Annotated in this window: 16 protein-coding genes and 4 tRNA genes; 14 read left to right on the forward strand and 6 right to left on the reverse strand. The window is 68.2% G+C overall.

Features of this window, described 5'->3' with window-relative positions:
• Nucleotides 1–24: 24 nt before the first annotated feature.
• The 10 genes from D107_RS0110180 to D107_RS0110225 all read left to right on the forward strand — a co-directional run bounded on the left by D107_RS0110180 (nucleotide 25) and on the right by D107_RS0110225 (nucleotide 10,899).
• Nucleotides 25–1,110 (forward strand): sugar-transfer associated ATP-grasp domain-containing protein, encoded by a 1,086-nt coding sequence (locus tag D107_RS0110180; protein WP_018867263.1) that lies wholly within the window; start codon nucleotides 25–27, stop codon nucleotides 1,108–1,110.
• Between the two features lie 26 nt (nucleotides 1,111–1,136).
• Nucleotides 1,137–1,856, forward strand: coding sequence for a hypothetical protein (locus D107_RS0110185; RefSeq protein WP_018867262.1), 720 nt, complete (start codon nucleotides 1,137–1,139; stop codon nucleotides 1,854–1,856).
• 12 nt (nucleotides 1,857–1,868) lie between these two features.
• Nucleotides 1,869–3,206 carry a phenylacetate--CoA ligase family protein gene (locus D107_RS0110190; protein WP_018881381.1) on the forward strand — a complete coding sequence of 446 codons (1,338 nt, stop codon included), beginning with the start codon at nucleotides 1,869–1,871 and terminating at the stop codon, nucleotides 3,204–3,206.
• Nucleotides 3,203–4,339, forward strand: a complete 1,137-nt coding sequence (locus D107_RS0110195) for a glycosyltransferase (protein ID WP_026280790.1) — start codon at nucleotides 3,203–3,205, stop codon at nucleotides 4,337–4,339. The genes D107_RS0110190 and D107_RS0110195 overlap by 4 nt, the downstream gene beginning before the upstream one ends.
• Nucleotides 4,336–5,682 carry a glycosyltransferase family 39 protein gene (locus D107_RS0110200; RefSeq protein ID WP_018881383.1) on the forward strand — a complete coding sequence of 449 codons (1,347 nt, stop codon included), beginning with the start codon at nucleotides 4,336–4,338 and terminating at the stop codon, nucleotides 5,680–5,682. The genes D107_RS0110195 and D107_RS0110200 overlap by 4 nt, the downstream gene beginning before the upstream one ends.
• A gap of 75 nt (nucleotides 5,683–5,757) precedes the next feature.
• Nucleotides 5,758–7,047 (forward strand): nucleotide sugar dehydrogenase, encoded by a 1,290-nt coding sequence (locus D107_RS0110205; protein WP_018867258.1) that lies wholly within the window; start codon nucleotides 5,758–5,760, stop codon nucleotides 7,045–7,047.
• Nucleotides 7,048–7,230: 183 nt separating this feature from the next.
• Nucleotides 7,231–8,445 (forward strand): glycosyltransferase family 4 protein, encoded by a 1,215-nt coding sequence (locus tag D107_RS0110210; RefSeq protein WP_018881384.1) that lies wholly within the window; start codon nucleotides 7,231–7,233, stop codon nucleotides 8,443–8,445.
• Complete coding sequence (locus D107_RS0110215) at nucleotides 8,442–9,092, forward strand: sugar transferase (RefSeq protein WP_018881385.1); 651 nt, start codon at nucleotides 8,442–8,444, stop codon at nucleotides 9,090–9,092. The genes D107_RS0110210 and D107_RS0110215 overlap by 4 nt, the downstream gene beginning before the upstream one ends.
• Nucleotides 9,089–9,940, forward strand: coding sequence for an aldolase/citrate lyase family protein (locus D107_RS0110220; RefSeq protein WP_018867255.1), 852 nt, complete (start codon nucleotides 9,089–9,091; stop codon nucleotides 9,938–9,940). The genes D107_RS0110215 and D107_RS0110220 overlap by 4 nt, the downstream gene beginning before the upstream one ends.
• Nucleotides 9,931–10,899, forward strand: a complete 969-nt coding sequence (locus D107_RS0110225) for a D-2-hydroxyacid dehydrogenase (RefSeq protein ID WP_018881386.1) — start codon at nucleotides 9,931–9,933, stop codon at nucleotides 10,897–10,899. Before D107_RS0110220 ends, D107_RS0110225 begins: the two co-directional genes overlap by 10 nt.
• A 64-nt stretch (nucleotides 10,900–10,963) precedes the next feature.
• Here D107_RS0110225 and D107_RS0110230 read toward each other — a convergent pair whose 3' ends face one another.
• The 5 genes from D107_RS0110230 to D107_RS0110250 all read right to left on the reverse strand — a co-directional run bounded on the left by D107_RS0110230 (nucleotide 10,964) and on the right by D107_RS0110250 (nucleotide 13,739).
• Nucleotides 10,964–12,964: a nucleoside-diphosphate sugar epimerase/dehydratase gene (locus D107_RS0110230; protein WP_018881387.1), complete on the reverse strand. Its 2,001-nt coding sequence runs from the start codon at nucleotides 12,962–12,964 to the stop codon at nucleotides 10,964–10,966.
• 346 nt (nucleotides 12,965–13,310) lie between these two features.
• A tRNA-Lys gene (locus D107_RS0110235) sits at nucleotides 13,311–13,386 on the reverse strand.
• A gap of 16 nt (nucleotides 13,387–13,402) precedes the next feature.
• Nucleotides 13,403–13,478 (reverse strand) — tRNA-His (locus D107_RS0110240).
• Between the two features lie 40 nt (nucleotides 13,479–13,518).
• A tRNA-Arg gene (locus tag D107_RS0110245) sits at nucleotides 13,519–13,595 on the reverse strand.
• A gap of 67 nt (nucleotides 13,596–13,662) precedes the next feature.
• Nucleotides 13,663–13,739: transfer RNA gene (locus D107_RS0110250), tRNA-Pro, on the reverse strand.
• 173 nt (nucleotides 13,740–13,912) lie between these two features.
• Here D107_RS0110250 and D107_RS0110255 point away from each other — a divergent pair.
• Complete coding sequence (locus D107_RS0110255) at nucleotides 13,913–14,788, forward strand: GGDEF domain-containing protein (RefSeq protein WP_018881388.1); 876 nt, start codon at nucleotides 13,913–13,915, stop codon at nucleotides 14,786–14,788.
• Nucleotides 14,789–14,895: 107 nt separating this feature from the next.
• On the forward strand, nucleotides 14,896–15,759 hold the full coding sequence (gene folD, locus D107_RS0110260) for a bifunctional methylenetetrahydrofolate dehydrogenase/methenyltetrahydrofolate cyclohydrolase FolD (protein ID WP_018867251.1): 864 nt from the start codon (nucleotides 14,896–14,898) through the stop codon (nucleotides 15,757–15,759).
• A gap of 31 nt (nucleotides 15,760–15,790) precedes the next feature.
• On the opposite strand, the gene gltX is transcribed toward folD, so the two are convergent.
• The gene (gene gltX / locus D107_RS0110265; protein ID WP_018881389.1) at nucleotides 15,791–17,224 is read right to left on the reverse strand and encodes a glutamate--tRNA ligase; all 1,434 of its coding nucleotides are present in this window, start codon (nucleotides 17,222–17,224) and stop codon (nucleotides 15,791–15,793) included.
• Nucleotides 17,225–17,416: 192 nt separating this feature from the next.
• Here gltX and D107_RS0110270 point away from each other — a divergent pair, with 192 nt between their 5' ends.
• Nucleotides 17,417–17,932 carry a peptidylprolyl isomerase gene (locus D107_RS0110270; protein ID WP_018137548.1) on the forward strand — a complete coding sequence of 172 codons (516 nt, stop codon included), beginning with the start codon at nucleotides 17,417–17,419 and terminating at the stop codon, nucleotides 17,930–17,932.
• An 8-nt stretch (nucleotides 17,933–17,940) separates the two neighbouring features.
• Nucleotides 17,941–18,696: a UDP-2,3-diacylglucosamine diphosphatase gene (locus tag D107_RS0110275; RefSeq protein WP_018877066.1), complete on the forward strand. Its 756-nt coding sequence runs from the start codon at nucleotides 17,941–17,943 to the stop codon at nucleotides 18,694–18,696.
• Nucleotides 18,697–19,078 lie beyond the last annotated feature (382 nt).

Below are 19,078 nucleotides of genomic sequence, written 5' to 3' on the forward strand. Positions count from 1 at the left end.
TCGCGGCGAATCGAGGAACAGCCTGTGACACACATCCAGTCCCAGCCCCTGCAGATCAAGAACAGCGGGCGCATCGCGCAGACCATCGCGCGGGCGGTCCACCTGCGCCACCTGCAGAAGTCACGCAAGATCGCGACCCAGTGGCGCGAGAAACTGATCCGGGCACACGGCGAGTCCGTGGTAACCCGAACGGTCCTGCAACGGATCAAGCGCTACGCCGCCCGGACCTACGGCCACGAGTCCTGGTGGCCATGGCTGGCGGCCTATACCGAAGTCCGCCGCGAGTTCGTCGAGGGCTGGATCGGCGACGACTACTACACCGAGCACCTCAATCCGCTCTGGAACCGCCAGGACATCCGTCGCCTGAGCGGGCTCAAGACGATGGACTCGCGCCTGTTTCCGGACAGCGTCGTGCCGCCGGTCTTCGTACGCGTGGGGGGGCAGTACCTGGATGCCCGGGGTACACCGGAATCACTGGCAGCGGCCCTGGACCGACTCGAAGCCGGCAGGACCTACGTGCTCAAGCCGGACGAGGGACGCCAGGGCCTTGGCGTGACCTTTGCGCCCGCCAACCGAGTCGGCGAGGAACTCGCGCAGATCCCCGGCAACTGCATCGTGCAGCCCCTGATCGAGCAGCACCCGGACATCGCGCGCATCAATGCCAGTTCGGTCAACACCCTGCGGGTGCTGACCTTTCTCGATCCGGAGTCCGGCGAACTGCGCATCCTCAACCAGTTCCTCCGCCTCGGGCGCGAGGGACAGCGCACCGACAACGTCTCCACCGGAGGCTATTTCGTCGGCGTCGACGGCGATGGCTGGCTGGACGGCCACCTGCGGGATCCGGTCTGCGTCAGCATCGGCTCGGTCCACCCCGACAGCGGGGTGGATGTGAAGGGCCTGCGAATCCCGGACTTTGCCGCCGTGCGCGAGCTGTGCCTGAACGCCCATCGCCGCATCCCCTATCTGCGCTTCATTGGCTGGGATGTCTGCATCCAGGCCAGTGGTGAACCCGTGATCCTCGAATGGAACGCGGAACAGGTGGCCTGGTCGCGCAACGAGTCCTGCTTCGGGCCGCTGTTGCCCTCGGTCCCGCGCGGCTATCCGCGCTGATCCGCCACCGCCATCAGGAGAGCGACATGAACCCGACCAAACTGCTGTGGACCGGCGGCTGGGACTCCAGCTACCGCCTGCTGGATCTGGCCCTGTATCAGGGCCGGAGGGTACAACCCGTCTATGTGCTGGATCCGCGCCGGAAGTCCTATGTCTACGAGCTGCGGGCAATGGCGAAGATTCGCGCGGGCATCGAAGCCCGCACCGAGACCCGCGGACGCGTCGCGCCGGTGCGGGTCTACCTGCGCAGTGACATCCTCGAGGACCCGGAGATCACCGGGCTCTATCACCGCCTGGCCAGCGAGGTGCATGTCGGTACGCAGTACGACTGGCTGGCGCGGCTGTGCGCCCAGGAAGACCTGCGAGACCTGGAGCTGTCGCTGACCGGACACGAGGCCGGAACCGAGTTGCAGGAACGTTTGTTCCGCAACCCGCAATACGGGGACTTCCGCTTCCGCGAGGACGACTTCGCCTGGGAGCTGTTCCAGTACTACCGCTTTCCCCTGCTGTCGGTCACCAAGGAGGCGATGAAGTTCGACGCCGAGGCCAAGGGCTTCCTGCCCCTGCTCGAACAATCCTGGTTCTGCCACTCGCCGATCCTGGGTCGCCCCTGTGGCCACTGCCAGCCCTGTCGCTTCTCGCGCGAGTCGCGGCGCAGGATCCAGTATTCGCGTCTGGGCCCGATCCTGGACCTTGCCCGCCGAGCCCGCTCCGGCCTGCGCTCGATGCGCGCGGCCGGCGCCTGAGACGCGAACATCATGTCCCTCGCCTTTGGTGCCCTTCTCCCCTGGCTGTCCGGGCCGCGCGAGTTTGCCGCGCTGCGCCGGGCCGAGCGGCTGTCCCTGCCCGCCCTGCAGCGCCTGCAGGCCGAGCGGCTTGCACGCCTGCTGCTCCAGGCACGCGACGACGTGCCGTACTACCGCGAAATCCTGCCGGATGCGGACACCATTGCGGCCGATCCGGTGGCCAGCCTGCTGTCGCTCCCCATCCTGGACAAGGACACGATCCGCCGCGAAGGCGCGCGCCTGCGTTCGCAGCGGCCCCGGCCCGGGCTGCGGCGCAACACCTCGGGGGGATCGACCGGCGAGCCCGCCACGTTCTATCAGGACACCGCCTATCGCCGCTGGGGTCGCGCCACCAAGGCCCTGTTCGACGCATGGACCGGCTACCGCCCGGGACAGCACAAGGCCGTGCTGTGGGCCGCTTCGCGCGACCTGAGCGCGGGGGGCGGCGCGCGCCGCCTGGCCGAACGCCTGAAAAACCGGACCCTGCTCAACGCCTACCGCATGGATCCGGCGACGCTGGACGCGCACCTCGAGGCCCTGCGCGCGGCGCCGCCTGCCCAGCTCCAGATCTATGCGGAGAGTGGCCACGAACTGGCGCGCCATGCCCTGCATCGGGGTATCCGTGTCCAGGGGATCGGTAGCGTACTGAGTTCGGCCGGCACGCTGTTTCCCGATATGCGCGAGACCATCGAGAGGGCCTTCGAGGCCCCGGTGTTCAACCGCTACGGCTCGCGCGAGGTCGGCGACATGGCCTGCGAATGCGAGCGTCACCGGGGCCTGCACGTGAACCCCCTGACGCAGTACCTCGAGATCCTGGACGACCAGGGCCGCCCGGTGCCACCCGGCACCCCGGGGCGGGTTGTCGTGACCTCACTCACCAACCACAGCATGCCCCTGCTGCGCTACGCGATCGGCGATCTGGCGAGCTGGGCCGGCGAGCCCTGCGACTGCGGCCGGGAGTGGCCCTTGCTCGAGGGCGTATGGGGGCGCGTGACCGACCACATCCGCGGCGCCAATGGCGCGGTGGTCTTCGGCGGGTGGCTGCGCCAGTTGCTGTACCCGGAAGACTGGATCGGGCAGTACCAGTGGGTCCAGCACGCCGAGGACCACATCCGGCTGCGCCTCGTCCCGGTCGACAGCGCCACCGATAGCACGCGCGAACGGGCCCTGCACCGGCGCCTGGAACCCGTGATCCGCGAACACCTCGGCGCACAGACGCAGCTCGACATCGACCGCGTCGACACGATCCCGCCATCCCCCAGCGGGAAACACCTGCATGTGGTCAGCGAGCTGTCGGAGAACCGGCCGTGAGGATCCTGCATGTGATCAACGGGCTCGGTCAGGGCGGCGCGGAACGCCAGCTGGGGAACCTGCTGCGGGCGGCGCCGGAGTCCGGCGCGGTGTTCGCGCTCAAGGAGCCCGGCGTGATGGCCGGCGATATCCGCGCGCACGGTGTTCCGGTATATACCGGCGGCCTGCGCAATCCCCTGTCCCCGGGATGGATCGCGGCGCTGCGCCGGGCAGTGGCCGCCTATCAGCCCGATGGCGTGATGGGCTGGATGTACCACGGCAATCTGGCCGCGTCGCTGACCCGGCGTCTGGGCCACCGGGGCCCGGTGTTCTGGAACGTGCGCCACTCGATCCACGACCTGGCACACGAGAAACGCGGGACCCGCTGGGTCATCCGTACCGGCGCATGGCTATCGCGGTATCCGGCACGCATCGTCTACAACAGCGCGACCGCGGCCGCGCAGCACGAGGCCCTGGGGTTTTCCGCGGCGCGGCGCGTGGTGCTGCCGAATGGCTTTGATCTGGAACGTTTCCGTCCGGACCCGGAGGCCCTCGGGGGGCTGCGCGCGCAACTGGGTATCGGCGCGCAGCCCTGGCTGCTGGGCATGGTGGGGCGTGCCCATCCGATGAAGAACCATGTCGGGCTGGTGGCGGCCCTGGCCCACCTGGTCCGTGCCGGAATGGACGTGCACTGCGTGATGGTCGGTACCCGCGTCTCCGCGGACGACCACCCCCTGACCCAGGCCATCCGCCAGCACGGGATGAACCGGCATATCACGCTGCTTCCGTCGACCCCCGAACCCGAGGCCCTCTACCCGGGCCTGGATCTTCTGGTGCTGCCCTCGCGCTGGGGCGAGGGGTTCCCCAACGTCGTGGGCGAAGCCATGGCCTGCGGCGTACCCGCCGTGGTCACGGATATCGGCGATGCCGCCACGGTCGTCGGGGAAACCGGTTTTGTCTCCGCGAGCCCGGAGCCTGCGGATCTGGCCGCTGCCATTGGTCAGGCGGCAGATCAGGGGCGTGAGCGCCTGCGCGAACTGGGGGGCGCGGCGCGTGCACGCATGCAGGCGCATTACGCCCTCGAGGCCGTGAGCGCGCGCTACCAGGCCCTGTTCCTGGGGGCCCGGGCGGATACCGCGCCCGTCTCGCCATGAGCTATACCTCGATCCCGTTCACCTTCATGGAGCTGCTGCTGGCGGGCAGCTTTCTCATGCTGGTGCTGGTCGCGGTGCTGTGGACCGGGCGCACCCGCGAGGGCTACCTGTGGCCGCTGCTGGCGGCCTTCGGGGCGCGCATCGGCGCCGCCCTGGTGCAGCGCTTCCTGTTCCCCCTGCCCCAGGGTGGCGCCGATGCGATCAGCTTCGAGCGCCGGGCCTGGTTCTGGGCCCAGAGCGGCTGCGGGAATCTCGGCGATCACTTCAGCATGGGCAGTTCCTACCTGCACAGCTGGCTGATTGCGAACGTCTACGCCTGCGCCGATCGCGCGCCCCTGGCCTTCCAGGCCGTGAACATCGCCCTGGGCATGCTCACCGTCTACCTGATCGCGCGCATCGCCGAACAGCTCTGGGACCGCCAGGCCGCGGTACGTGCCGCCTGGATTGCCGCCCTGTTCCCGATCCTGATCGTGAATGCCGCCGTGCCGCTGCGCGAGGTGTGGTTCACCGCCTTTTTCCTGCTCGGCGTGCTGTGGCTGGTGCGCTGGGTACAGAGCCAGCGCACCGGGTTCCTGGTGGCCGCCGTCGGGGTGCTGCTGGCCTCGGCGATCGTGCATGGCGCAGCGGTGTTTGCGATCGCGGGCATCGCGGTGGTTCTGGTCGGCTGGTCGATCAGGGAATTCCTGCGCGCCTCGGATCTGGGGCGCATCCGACCGGGCCTGCTGTTCGGCGGCGTCCTGCTCGGCTCGGCCGGTGTCATGGGCTTCCTGGTGATGGACGACATGCGGTTCTCGTCCATCGGCCAGCTGGGCGATGTGATGGAGCAGACGGAGACCCTCGACCAGCGCGCCGAACGCAGTGCGCGCGGTGGAGCCGCCTATCCGTCATTCCTTATCCCCTCCAACGACCTACAGGCGCTGGTCCTGACCCCGATCCGCATGGGCTATCTGCTGTTTGGCCCGCCGCTGTGGGAGGTGCGCTCGCCGGTCCATCTCGTTGGCATGCTGGAGGGCCTGTTCTACTTGTCCCTGGTCCTGCTGCTGGCGCTCTACCGCCACCACTGGTGGCAACGCCAGGACTTCCGCCTGCTGGTGGTGATCTTCGTCGTACTCACGATCATTTTTGCCTGGGGCACCAGCAACTTCGGCACCGCCGCCCGCCACCGGGCCAAGTTCCTCGGGATCCTCATCGCCCTGGCGGCGGGCCTGGCCGGGCGCCACCTGTGGCGCCGGGAACGGCTGCAACGGCTCACCGGCGGGCACCAGGCGGCCGAAGAGACGGCCCCCGACCCGCCGGAACCCTCCAGCGCGGGCCTCCCGCGCCCGCGCCGGGCCGGGCCCTGATTGCCCGCACGCGACCCGCGCGTACCCGCCCCGCTCGCGGGGCCCCAGCTACACACCTGCACAGGAGATTCGAAGATGGTGGAATTTGCGGCACCGGACGCCCCGCGTCTGGCCATTATTGGTCTGGGTTATGTCGGCCTGCCCCTGGCGGCCGAATTCGGCCGTGTCCTGCCCACCCTGGGCTTCGACATCGACACGGGCCGCGTCGAGGAATTGCGCGGCGGGCATGACCGGACGCGCGAAGTCTCGCGCGAGGAACTTGCCGGCGCCGAGCACCTGGACCTGACCGCGGACAAGGAGCGCCTGCGGGAATGCAACGTATTCATCGTGACGGTACCCACCCCGATCGATGCCCATCGGCGTCCCGACCTGGGCCCGCTGCTGGCCGCCAGCCGTACGGTGGGCCGCGCCCTGAAATCGGGGGACGTGGTGATCTACGAGTCCACGGTCTATCCCGGCGCCACCGAGGACGACTGCGCCCCGGTGCTGGCCGCGGAATCCGGCCTCGAGCTCAACCGGGACTTCTTCCTCGGTTACAGCCCGGAGCGGGTCAATCCCGGCGACAAGGAACACCGCATCCCGGACATCGTGAAGGTCACGTCCGGATCGACCCCGGAGGTCGCCGCCTTCGTCAACGCCCTGTACAGCCGCATCATCCGCGCCGGCACCCACCCGGCCGCCAGCATCCGCGTGGCCGAAGCGGCCAAGGTGATCGAGAACACCCAGCGCGATGTGAACATCGCCCTGATCAACGAACTCGCCATGCTGTTCGAACGCCTGAACCTGGATACCGAGGCGGTGCTCGCGGCGGCCGGCACCAAGTGGAACTTCCTGCCGTTCCGGCCCGGCCTGGTGGGCGGGCACTGCATCGGCGTCGACCCGTACTACCTGACCCACAAGGCCCAGGCCGCCGGCTACCACCCGGAGATGATCCTGGCGGGAAGGCGCACCAACGACGGCATGGGCGGCCATATCGCCGACCGCACCGTCAAGGCCATGATCCGCAAGGGCTTCCCGGTCGTGGGCTCGCGCATCCTGGTCCTGGGTCTGGCCTTCAAGGAGAACTGTCCGGATCTGCGCAACACCCGGGTGGTGGACATCATCCAGGATCTGCACGGCTATCACGCCGAGGTCGAGATCTGGGATCCGTGGGTGGACGCGGCCGAGGCCCGTCAGGAATACGGGCTGGAACTCCTGCCCGACTCACCGGACCCGGGCCGTTACGACGCGATCATCCTCGCCGTCCCCCACCGCGAGTTCATCGACCTGGGCCCTCGGGGCCTGCAGAGGTTCGCCCGCGAGCGAGCCGTGATCTTCGACGTGAAATCGGTGCTCCCGCCAGAGGCGAGTGACCTGCGTCTATAAACGCTGAATCCCTTTCAGCCGCCATTGTCTTTTCGGGGTGTCTCGCACACTTTAAGCGCCCCGAATCATGGCGCTAACTCATTGTCCTGGTTACCTTTTGTGCTCATGAAAACGGGCTTCCGAGAGGCCCGGCCATCGCCCCCGTCCACACGGCGATGCTCCCTCGAACCAGGAGCGCAACGCATGCAGGAAACCGAACACCGAAGGGTGGCAGCCTCGCTGCGCGAGCAGCGCCACGCTACGGCACAACCGGCCCCGGAAACCCGGGCTCGCGAACGCGGCGGCATCGATCTTTTGATCATAGCCGCCAATGCCCGCTCGTTGATCGCCAACCGGGGCGACCTGATCCGCGAGATCCGCGCTCGAGGGCACACCGTCGCGGCGGCCGTCCCGCGCAAGGACTATCTCCCGGAGGTCGAGGAGCTGGGCATCCCGATCTACCCCTTCGATCTGGGCCGCACCGGGATCAACCCCATCGCGGACCTGCGGACCGCCATCGCCCTGGCTCGCCTGATCCGCCGGCTGAACCCGGAAGCGGTGTTCAGCTACACCGTCAAGCCGGTGGTGTACGGCTCCCTGGCCGCGCACTGGGCCGGGGTCCCGCGGGTGTACGCGATGATCACGGGCCTGGGGCATGCCTTCACGACCGAGTCGTGGCGCACCCGGGTACTGCGCGCGATCAGTTCCCGCCTGTACCGGGCCGCGCTGGCGCGCTGCGACCGGGTGTTCTTCCAGAATCCGGACGACCTGCAGGACTTCCTCGACCGCCGGATCCTGCCCGATGCCGACCGGGTGGTCCGGATCAACGGCTCCGGGGTGGACGTGCAGCGCTTTGCGCGCCAGCCCCTGCCCGAGGGCGAGGCGCTGTTCCTGTTCGTCGGGCGCCTGCTGACCGAGAAGGGCATCGTCGAGTTCGTGGACGCGGCCCGGCAGGTGCACGCGCAATACCCCAACGCCCGGTTTGTCGTGGTCGGCCCCCACAACCCCGACCTGCCCCATTCGATCCCGGCCGAACAGGTCGAGGCCTGGAAGCGCGAGGGCATTGTCGAGTTCGCCGGCGGTGTTGCCGATGTCCGTCCCTGGCTCGAGCTGGCCTCGGTCTTCGTACTGCCCTCCTACCGCGAAGGCACGCCGCGCTCGGTGCTGGAGGCGATGAGCGTGGGCCGTCCGATCGTCACCACGGATGCCCCCGGCTGCCGCGAGACCGTCCTGGATGGCGAGAACGGCTTTCTTGTCCCGCCGCGAACCTCCGCGCCCCTGGCCGAGGCCATGCAGCGGTTTCTGGATGACCCGTCCCTGCTTGCCCGCATGGCCAGGGCCTCGCGCGAGCGGGTGGAAGCCAAGTACGAGGTGGGTCAGGTCAACCGCGTCATCCTTCGATCCATGGAGCTCTCATGAACGCGACCCTGAAACGGCTGTTCGACATCCTGGCCAGCCTGGGCGCCCTGCTCGCGCTGACACCGCTTCTGCTGCTGATCGCAACCGCGATCCGGCTGGACAGTCCCGGACCGGTCCTGTTTCGCCAGCGGCGCATTGGCCTGCACGGCCAGCCGTTCCGGGTGCTCAAGTTCCGCACCATGGTCGATCGCGACCCGGACGCGATCGACCAGCACCAGGAGCAGGTGGTCAGTGCCGGCATCGATCCGCGCATCACCCGCGTGGGTCGCCTGCTGCGCGCCACCAGTCTCGACGAGGTGCCGCAGCTGTGGAACATCCTGCGCGGCGACATGAGCGTGGTCGGCCCGCGCCCCATCCTGCCGGAGCAGGTGGAGGTCGTCCCGCCCTCCTACGCCTCGCGTTTTGATGTACGTCCCGGCCTGACCGGGCTGGCCCAGGTCCGGGGCCGGCGCACCCTGGGCTGGATCCAGCAGCTGGAGGCCGATACCGAGTACGCCGCGCGTCACCACCTGCTGTACGACCTGGGCCTGATCCTGAAGACGGTCCACGTGGTCCTGACCGGCCAGGGGATCTATGGCGAGGCCGGCGTCAACTGGCGCACGTATCGCGATTCGTTGCGTAACCGACAACAAGGGGACACGAAATGACTTCGACCCTGAAACACATGTTCATCACCGCCTCCGCCGACGCCGCCCGTCAGGCCGAGGCGGCCGGGATCGCACGGATCTTTGTCGACATGGAGACCCGGGGGAAGGCCGAGCGCCAGGGCCACCTGGACACCCACAAGGCCCGCCATACGCTGGACGATGTCCGCCGACTCTCCGACGCGTTAACAAGGGCGGAGCTGATGGTTCGTATCAATCCGCCGGCACCGCAAACGCCCTCGGAGGTCCGCCAGGCCATCGAGGCCGGCGCGGACCGGCTGATGCTGCCGATGTTTACCCATCTCGACGAGGTCGCCCGCTTCCTCGATGCGGTGGGCCAGCGCGTGCCGGTCACCCTGCTGGTGGAGACGCCGCAGGCCCTGATTCGTCTCCCTTCCTACCTGCCGCTGCTGGGGCCGCGCGACCAGATTCATGTGGGCCTGAACGACCTCAGCCTGGCTTCCGGTCTCGACTTCCTGTTCGAACCGCTGGCCGGCGGCATGCTCGAGACCCCCGCTGCCCAGTGCCGCGAGGCCGGCGTCGCTTTCGGCTTTGGGGGCGTCGGGGCTGTGGGCAAGGGGGAGATCCCGGCGGAATCCATCCTCGGGGAGCATGTGCGCCTCGGGTCCGAGTGGGTGATCCTCTCGCGGGCGTTCCGCGAGGGGGTCAGTCAGGACGACCCGGCCAAGGGGGCCGCGCGGCTGCGCCACGAACTGGAACGCCTGCGGGCGGCGGAACAGCGCTTTCGCGCGGCAAGCCCGGAACAGCTGCGCAACAACCGCGACGCGGTGCGCGAGCGGATCTTCCGGCTCGCGGCCCGGCTGCACAACCGGAGTCGCGCATGCGCCTGAGCCAGATCCTGTTCCTGCAGAAACCGGAGGTACTGCGGGAACAACAGGCCGCCATCGAGGCTCACCTGCACAAGGCACTGCCCAGCACCACCCTGACCTTCGCTGCCGCGCCGGAATCCGTCCCCAAAGGACTCGCGGTGGACGCCGTGATCGCCCCCACGCTTCCCTGGCTGCCCGAGGCCCTGGAGCGCCTGGCGCGTTATCGCTGGATTCATTTCCTGTCGGCCGGAGTGGAACGCATCTGGGACATGCCCTTTCCGAAGGAGGACCTGCTGCTGACCAAGAGCAGTGGCGTACATGGCCCCCCGATGAGCGAGTACGCAATCGGCGCGATGCTCTACTTTGCCAAGTCCTTCGACCGCTTCAACGCACAAAGCCGGGAAAGCCGCTGGGAACGCTGCTGGCTCGGAGAACTGACCGGCCGCACGGCGATGGTGCTCGGCATGGGGCACATCGGTGCGCAGGTCGCCCGACGCGCCCGGGCCTTCGACATGCGCGTGATCGGCGTGCAGCGCAACCCGCGGCCCCACGAGGACGCCGACGAGGTCATCGCGCTGGACGCGGTGGACGAACACCTGCCCGAGGTGGACTACCTGGTCGTATGCCTGCCGCTGACACCCGATACCCGGCACCAGGTCGGCCCGTCCCAGTTCCAGTACCTCAAGCGCGGCGCAGTCCTGGTGGACATCTCGCGCGGGGGCGTTGTCGATCAGCAGGCCCTGACCCGGGCGCTGGATGCGGAACAGCTGCGCGGGGCCGCCGTGGATGTCTTCGAGCAACAGCCCTTGCCGGCCGAATCGCCGCTGTGGAACCGTGCGAATGTCCTCGTCACGCCCCACGTCTCGGGCACCTCGCCGCACTACATGGACCGCGCCCTGGAGATCTTCGTCCGCAACGCCCGCGCGCTGGTACAGGGCATGGACCCGGCCACCCCGGTCGATCGCAGCGCCGGTTACTGACGCCTGCACGCCCCCGGGGTTGGCAACCGGCGCGGGGGCAAAGCCCAGCGCGGCCAGGCCGGCCTTACCGGGAGACCGGCTCCACCGTTCGTGCGTAGGCCACTGCGGCGGGGCGCGCCGGGGTCGGGGCGACCGGGCGGGGGGCGTATGCCGGTGCCGGCGCCCGGTGGCTGGCTTGTTCCTCGGTTCCCGGCCGGTACCCGTCCACCACACGGCACACGGTCTCGAACGCGGCCCGGGCATCCCGCTCGCGGTCGGCCCGCTCAAGCGCTGCGAGCGCCTGGGCCAGCACCTCGCTCGCCACACAGGTCTCGCGCGCGCGCATGATCTTGGCGTGATCCGTCGCCTCCACGTTCTCTCCGATAAGAAGCTCCTCATAAAGCTTTTCGCCGGGACGCAGACCGGTACAGGTGATGGCCACGCCCTCACCCCCCGGGGCCCCGTCCTCGCGGACCTGGTGGCCATGCAGACGAATCATGCGCCGTGCCAGATCGATAATTCGGACCGGTTCGCCCATATCGAGCACATAGACCTCGCCCCCCTCGGCCATGGCCCCGGCCTGAATCACCAGTTCCGCCGCCTCGGGGATGGACATGAAGTAGCGGGTGATCTCGGGATGGGTCACGGTCACCGGTCCCCCTTCGCGGATCTGGCGGTGAAACAGCGGGACCACCGAGCCGGAAGAACCGAGGACGTTGCCAAACCGCACCATGGAGAACACGGTCTCGTTCTGGTGCCGGGCACGATCCTGCAGCACCAGCTCGGCCAGGCGCTTGCTCGCACCCATGATATTGGTCGGACGCACGGCCTTGTCGGTACTGATCAGGATGAAGCGTTCCACCCCTGCGGCGATCGCGGCATCCGCGACCGTGGCGGTCCCCAGCGTGTTGTTGCGAAGGCCCTCGAGTATGTTGCCCTCGACCAGCGGCACATGCTTGTAGGCAGCGGCGTGATAAAGGGTCTGCACACCGTGGGCGCGCAGGACCTCGTCCACTCGCGCCCGGTTGGCAACCGACCCGAGCGCGGCATGGACCGCCACCTCCGTCGGCATCCTGGAACCGCGCTCCGCAAGTTCCTGCTCGATCCGGTACAGCGCAAACTCGTTGCGCTCGAAGAGCACCAGCGCCGCCGGCTCCAGACTCAGGATCCGCCGGCACAGTTCGGAGCCGATCGACCCCCCCGCGCCGGTCACCATGACCACTCGACCCCGGATACTCCGAGCCAGTAGTGCCTCGTCGGGCGGGACCGGGTCACGCCCGAGGAGATCCGCGATATCGAGGTCCTCGAGCTGATCCAGTGGCGCCTGCCCCGACACGACGGCCTCCAGCGAAGGAACCGACTGGACATGCAGGGGATAGGGTTCCAGCCATTCGAGGATGCGGCGACGGTCGGCACGACTCGCCGAGGGCACGGCCAGCAAGGCCCGGCCGACCCCGCACTGGTCCACGAGCGTCTCCAGGGCCGCGGGCCCGCATACCGGGATATCGTCGATCGCACGCCCCTGCACGGCCGGATCCTCGTCGATGAACGCCACCACCCGGAAACGACCGCTGGACTGCAGCCCCGACGCCAGCTGTATACCCGCCTCGCCGGCACCAAAGACCACTACACGTTCGCTACCCGAACGCCCGTCGGAGACCGCCTGGTACCAGCTACGCACCAGAAACCGCCCCGCGGCCACCAGGGCGAAGGCGAGCAGGAAAAAATTCACCGATACGGCCCCGAAAAACCCCGGGGTCTGCGTCAGCTCCGTGGACGCCCAGACCATCACTGCGAGCGCCAGCACGCCGGTGATGATGGCCCGAAACGCCCGGGCCCCCATGAAGCGCACGACGGTGCGGTAGAGCCCCAGCCGGGCAAACACCAGGATCCCCACCGCCGAAACCAGCGGGAACAGCCACCAGGCCTCGACCATCATCGCCGGCAGCGGCTGACCCGTGCGAATCACGAAGGCCAGCCACAGGGCGAGAGGCAGCATGGCGGCGTCCGCCACAACCATCAGTCCCTGCTTCGCGCCACGCGGCAGCTGCAGCAGGTTGTCAAGACTACGATCCAGTATCGCCATCTCGTGGCCTCCCTCTGATCATCCATCGGATCGCGGCCCGAACACCGGCTCCTTGATGCCGCTGTTCACCGCAAGCGAGAAGGGAGGCTACCAGCGCACTCACGGACCATCTGGGGGGAGAATCACGCTGTCCGGGATCCGACTGAGGGCAGCGTCACGCTATGGAGACAACCCCGGGAAACGGGCCGGCACAGCGCCGGTTTCGAACCGCTACACAGCGGGAGACGGACGTTTCAGGCAGCTGCCCCGCGACTGAATTAAGAGAGAACGATGTCCCGGGACGCACCCACACGGGCTCGAGACCACTTTCTCAAGCAGCACCGACGACAAGGATACGAGGAAGAAATGGTGGGCCGTGTAGGAATCGAACCTACAACCAATGGATTAAGAGTCCACTGCTCTACCAATTGAGCTAACGGCCCCCGGAACAAAAGGGGATGGGGTGACCGATGGGACTCGAACCCACGACAACCGGAGTCACAATCCGGGACTCTACCAACTGAGCTACGGTCACCACCGTGTCACTGTACAGCTACTTGCGCGAGGGGCGGCCCTGGCGCGCCCGGCAGGACTCGAACCTGCAACCGTCGGCTTAGAAGGCCGATGCTCTATCCGGTTGAGCTACGAGCGCGTTACCGCCGAGCATTGGGGCCATGGCGCCTGATTCGAACCTGCCTGCAAGCCTTGGCCGGGAGCCATGGTCGGGGTAGAGGGATTCGAACCCCCGACATCCTGCTCCCAAAGCAGGCGCGCTACCAGACTGCGCTATACCCCGTCGAGCCGTCCCCGCAAAAAGGGCCTACACAGCGAGCGCAGGATGTTAGCCTTGGAAGAGGGATCCGGTCAAGGAAAAACGCGAAATTTCGGCCGCGCTCGCACCCGGCTACCGCCTGTCGTGGTAACGTCGACTCTACAACGTTCGCAAGGCTGCGACGCAGGGAGAAACGGATGCTCGACTGGGTAGCCAGTATGGCCATTGTGCTGGGGGCGACAGGCCTTCTGTACGCCCAGTGGACCCTCGCCCGACTGCTGCGCGAACTGCCGCAAAGCCGCGTGCGCACCGGCTGGAAGATGATGGCCTTCCTGATCCCGGTGTTCACCCTGGGCTACTTCGGCTACATCCCCCTGAACTGGGGCCTGTACCAGGGCCTTCCGGACCTGCTGGTCCCGGCGATCTTCCTGCTGGGCGGCTGTTTCGTCTGCACCGTGGTCGGCCTGACCCACAGTTCGTTGGAGAAGATTCGCCATATCACCCGCTTGGAACACGAATCCATTACCGACCCATTAACCGGGCTTTTCAACCGCCGCCATATGGACCGCCGACTGAATGAGGAGGTATCCCGGGCGCATCGCTACGAGCAGCCGCTATCGGCAGTAATGCTGGACATCGACGCATTTAAGCCGATCAATGATCGCCTCGGTCATCTCGTGGGCGACTACATACTGACTACGATCGCTCAACGCGTGCAGCAAGTCCTGCGGCGTTCGGATCTCGCGGCGCGTTTCGGAGGGGAAGAATTTGTCGTGATCGCCCCGCATACCAATCTCGACGCAGCCCTGGCCCTAGGGGAAAAGCTGCGCGATGCCATCTCCAGCACCCCCATCTCGCTCGTGGGTCACCAGGCAGCCCCGCCGTGCGCCCCGGACGAACTGACCGTCACCGTCAGTGTCGGTATCGCCACACTGGACGCGCACCCACAGTCATCCGACACCGGCGAAACCCTGATTGGCCGCGCCGACGACGCGCTCTATCGCGCCAAGCAGGACGGCCGCAACCGTTGCGAGGCCAGCCCCGCCACAACCAGCCTCTCCGCGGCGCTGTAACGGATTCTTCCTGCGTCCGCCGACAACGCGGATTCCCGCCCGCGTCGGCTTGAGCGCCCGCCCCCGCCATGGGAAGATCGCGGGCATTCCTTCCAAGGCGAGACCCCATGACGGCCCAGCTCATCGACGGACGCGCGATCGGACAAAGTCACCGCGCACGGATCGCGACCGAGATCGAATCCATGACCGCCCGCGACCTGCGTCCGCCGGGTCTCGCCGTGGTCCTGGTCGGGACCAACCCGGCCTCCGAGGTGTACGTGCGCAACAAGCGCAAGGCCTGCGAACAGGTCGGCGTGGTCTCGCACTCCTACGACCTGCCGGCCGGCACCCCGCAGACCGACCTGCTGGCGCTGATCGACCAGCTCAACGCCGACCGCACCATCGACGGCATCCTCGTCCAGCTGCCCCTGCCCGACCACATCGACCCGGAAACGGTGATCGAGCGCATCTCTCCGGCCAAGGACGTGGACGGCTTCCACCCCTACAACGTCGGCCGCCTGGTGGCGCGCGTGCCGCGCCTGCGCCCGTGTACGCCCTGGGGCGTCATCCAGTTGCTGCGCCACATCGAGGAGCCGTTCAAGGGCCGCACCGCCTGCGTGATCGGCGCCTCCAACATCGTCGGGCGCCCGATGGCCCTGGAGCTGCTGCTGGCCGGCGCCACCCCGACCATCTGCCACCGCTTCACGCCGGACACCGCCGCCATCGCCCGCCAATCCGACATCGTCGTCGCGGCCGTGGGCAAACCCGGCCTGGTCAAGGGCGACTGGATCAAGCCGGGGGCCACGGTCATCGATATCGGCATCAACCGCCGCGACGACGGGACGCTGACCGGGGACGTGGAGTTCGACGCCGCCGCCGAGAAGGCCGCCTGGATCACGCCCGTGCCGGGCGGCGTCGGCCCGATGACCGTGGCCATGCTGCTGGACAACACCCTGCGCGCCCGCGCCTTCGGGACCCACGAAGCGGGCTGACGACGCGCCCCGGGCCCGCCCAGGACCCCACTCAACCGGCCGCGGCAATCTCCTGCGCGGCCCGCAGCCGCGCCCGCACCCGCTCGCGCCCCAGATACTCCCAGATCCGCGGCAGCTCCGGGCCAAAGGTCTGCCCGGAGAGGGCCGCGCGCAGCGGCATGAACAGCTTGCGCCCCTTGGCACCGGTCGCGGCCCCCACGGCCTTGGCCAGCGCCGGAAAGTCCTCGGCGTCATCCAGCGCCGCCAGCGCCGCGCCATAGAACGCCGCCTCGGCCCCCGCCAGCTCCTGGCGGGCGCTGTCGCTGTAGGGCATCGGGTCAGCCGCGAACGCCGCCACCCACACCGGCGCCTCGGCCGCCCGGCTGATGTTGTCCCGCAGCAGGCGCGCCAGGGCCGGCCGCTCGTCGGCGGCGACCCCCTCGAGCACGCCGGCCGCTTCCAGATAGGCCTGCAGTGACTCGTCCGACAGCCCGCGCAGGGCCTCCGACTGCCAGTGCTCCAGCTGCTGCGGATCATGCCGGGCCGCGCTGTGCCCGATCCGCTCGCGGCTGAAACCGGCCGCCAGCGCCTCGGCCGAGAGCAACTCGTCCGACTCGAAACGATGCCCAAGCCGCGCCAGGTGGTTCAGGATCGCCAGCGGCAGGTAGCCATCGGCGCGCAGCTCCTCGACACTGGCGGAGCCGTTGCGCTTGGACAACGGCGCCCCGTCCTGCCCCATCACCAGCGGCAGGTGATGGTAGGCCGGCGTCGTCAGCCCCAGCGCCTCCAGCAGCAGCATCTGGCGCGGGGTGTTGGCGATATGGTCCTCGCCGCGCACCACGTCGGTTACGCCCATCAGGGCATCGTCGATCGCATTGGAGAAGAAAAAGGCAGGCGTGCCGTCGGAGCGGCGGATCACGAAATCGCCGATCTCATCGGTCCGAAAGCTCACCGGCCCGCGTACCCCGTCCTCGAAACGGACCGTGCGGCCCAGCGGAACGCGAAAGCGCAGGGTCGGCTTCTGCCCCTCGGCCTCGCGGCGCGCCGCCTCCTCCGCGCTCAGGTGGGCGCAGGTCCCGGGATAGCGCGGCGGCTTGCCCTGGGCGCGCATGCGCTTGCGCCCGCGGTCCAGCTCGGCGGCCGAGCAGAAGCACGGATAGGCCAGCCCCTGATCGATCAACTGCCGGTAATAACCCGCGTAGAGTTCGCCGCGCTCGGATTGCGCGTAGGGACCGGCGTCACCCCCAGCGCCGAAGCCCTCGTCCCAGTCCAGGCCCAGCCAGCGCAGATCGCGCTGCAGGGCCTCGACAAACTCCGGCCGCGAGCGCTCGGCATCGGTGTCCTCGATCCGCAGCAGGAAACGGCCGCCGCGCGACCGCGCCAGCAGCGCACTGAACAGCGCGGTGCGGACGTTGCCCAGATGCAGCAGGCCGGTGGGGCTGGGGGCGAAACGGGTTCGGGTCATCGTGTTCGTCATCGCGCGCATGGTAGCGGAGCGCCCGCGGCCTCACCAGCGCCGCGTCCCCACATCCAACCGGCGTGCTGGCAGGCCCCGCCGGTGGCGGGTACCATGCCCCCCTCGAATTCCCCGGAGGTCAGAACCATGCAGCGCATCCGCACCCGGCTTGCCATTGTGCTGGCCACCGCCCTTCTTGCCCTACTGCTTTCAGGAGCCCCCATGGCCGATACCAATCCGCAAGTCGCGATCGAAACCAACCATGGCCGCATCGTGCTGGAACTCAACGCCGAGGCCGCCCCGGAGACGGTCGCCAACTTCATGTCCTACGTGGATGATGGCTTCTACGACGGCACAATCTTTCACCGCGTGATCCCGGGCTTCATGGTCCAGGGCGGCGGCTTCGACAAGAACATGAGTCAGAAGTCCGCCGGCGAGCCGATCCGCAACGAGGCGGACAACGGCCTGAAGAACGAGGTGGGTGCGATCTCCATGGCCCGCACCCAGGATCCGCACTCGGCCACCGCGCAGTTCTTCATCAACGTGAACGACAACGACTTCCTCAATCACACGGCCCCGAATGCGCAGGGCTGGGGTTATGCGGTCTTCGGCAAGGTGACCGAGGGCATGGACGTCGTGCGTCAGATCGAGTCCGTGCCCACCGGGCGTTCCGGCATGCACCAGGATGTGCCGCAGGAGCCGGTCGTGATGGAAAGCGTGAAACGCGTCGAGGACTGAGCCACCCCGTGGCTTCGAGCGCGCCGGCCCTGGTCATCTCCGACCTGCACCTGGATCGCGAGCCCGGCCCCCTGCTGGAGGCCGTACTTGCCTTCCTGAAGGGGCCGGCGCGCAGCGCCTCGGCGCTGTACATCCTCGGCGACCTGTTCGAATACTGGGTCGGCGATGACGCCGGCTTCCCGGCGGCCGAACAGCTCGCCGAGGCCCTGCAGACACTCGAGATCCCGGTCGCCTTCATCCACGGCAACCGGGATTTTCTCGTGGGCCCGGACTACGCCAAACGGGCGGGGATTCAGCTGGCGCCCGAGCCATTGCATGCGGCCCTGCCCTGCGGGCCCGCCGTGCTGCTGCATGGCGATTCCCTGTGCACCGACGACACCGAGCACATGGCCTTTCGCCAGCAGGTGCGCGGCGGCGAATGGCAGCGGGCCTTTCTGGCCCATCCGCTGGAGGAACGCATCCGCCAGGCCGAGGCCATGCGCGCCACCAGCCGCGACAACAGCCGGATGAAGGCCGACGCCATCATGGACGTGAATGCGAACGCCGTGGCCGATACCTTCCGCGACGCCGATGTCCCGCTGATGATTCATGGCCATACCCACCGCCCCGCGATCCACGACCTGGCGGTCGATGGTCAGCCGCGCCAGCGCTGCGTGCTCCCGGCCTGGGACGAGCACCCCGGCTACCTGGAGGTCGCGGCGACCGGCCCCGTCCTGCGCGAACTGGACGGCTCGCCCTACCCGGCGCACCTGCTGCACGCCTGAACCGCACTCTTCGCGCCGTTGCGCGGCTGGGCATGGTTCGTCGTCGGTGTTTACGGCGGCTTCGTTCGGCCGCCTGCTTTGTAGTGGCTGGTCCTGGCTCGGCCTCGGGTGTTTACGGTGCCTTCGGTCCGCATACTGCCTGGCGCTGACTCGCCAGCGCGCCCCGAGGCACTTTCTTGCTTGCCCAAGAAAGTGCCCAAAGAAGGGCACCCGGATTTCGCCCGGGAACCTCGCTCCGGACGCGCTGGGCCGGCGGCGCTGAACTCGCTGCGCCTTCGGCTCCGCTCAGACATCCAGCGCCTTCTTCCGGCCCATCACGCCCTCCGCGAGGGGCTCCATACGGGAGGCGAAGGTCAAAACCGAACGTGTCCCCACGTTTGCG

Source organism: Thioalkalivibrio sp. ALE30, from assembly GCF_000377465.1.
GTDB lineage: Bacteria > Pseudomonadota > Gammaproteobacteria > Ectothiorhodospirales > Ectothiorhodospiraceae > Thioalkalivibrio.

Bases quoted from the DNA above. Each gene is read 5' to 3' on its own strand.
- D107_RS0110185 (WP_018867262.1), top strand. From the start codon at position 1,137: ATGAACCCGACCAAACTGCTGTGGACCGGCGGCTGGGACTCCAGCTAC.
- D107_RS0110190 (WP_018881381.1), top strand. From the start codon at position 1,869: ATGTCCCTCGCCTTTGGTGCCCTTCTCCCCTGGCTGTCCGGGCCGCGC.
- D107_RS0110200 (WP_018881383.1), top strand. From the start codon at position 4,336: ATGAGCTATACCTCGATCCCGTTCACCTTCATGGAGCTGCTGCTGGCG.
- D107_RS0110205 (WP_018867258.1), top strand. From the start codon at position 5,758: ATGGTGGAATTTGCGGCACCGGACGCCCCGCGTCTGGCCATTATTGGT.
- D107_RS0110210 (WP_018881384.1), top strand. From the start codon at position 7,231: ATGCAGGAAACCGAACACCGAAGGGTGGCAGCCTCGCTGCGCGAGCAG.
- D107_RS0110215 (WP_018881385.1), top strand. From the start codon at position 8,442: ATGAACGCGACCCTGAAACGGCTGTTCGACATCCTGGCCAGCCTGGGC.
- D107_RS0110220 (WP_018867255.1), top strand. From the start codon at position 9,089: ATGACTTCGACCCTGAAACACATGTTCATCACCGCCTCCGCCGACGCC.
- D107_RS0110225 (WP_018881386.1), top strand. From the start codon at position 9,931: ATGCGCCTGAGCCAGATCCTGTTCCTGCAGAAACCGGAGGTACTGCGG.
- D107_RS0110230 (WP_018881387.1), bottom strand. From the start codon at position 12,964: ATGGCGATACTGGATCGTAGTCTTGACAACCTGCTGCAGCTGCCGCGT.
- D107_RS0110255 (WP_018881388.1), top strand. From the start codon at position 13,913: ATGCTCGACTGGGTAGCCAGTATGGCCATTGTGCTGGGGGCGACAGGC.
- folD (WP_018867251.1), top strand. From the start codon at position 14,896: ATGACGGCCCAGCTCATCGACGGACGCGCGATCGGACAAAGTCACCGC.
- gltX (WP_018881389.1), bottom strand. From the start codon at position 17,224: ATGCGCGCGATGACGAACACGATGACCCGAACCCGTTTCGCCCCCAGC.
- D107_RS0110270 (WP_018137548.1), top strand. From the start codon at position 17,417: ATGGCCGATACCAATCCGCAAGTCGCGATCGAAACCAACCATGGCCGC.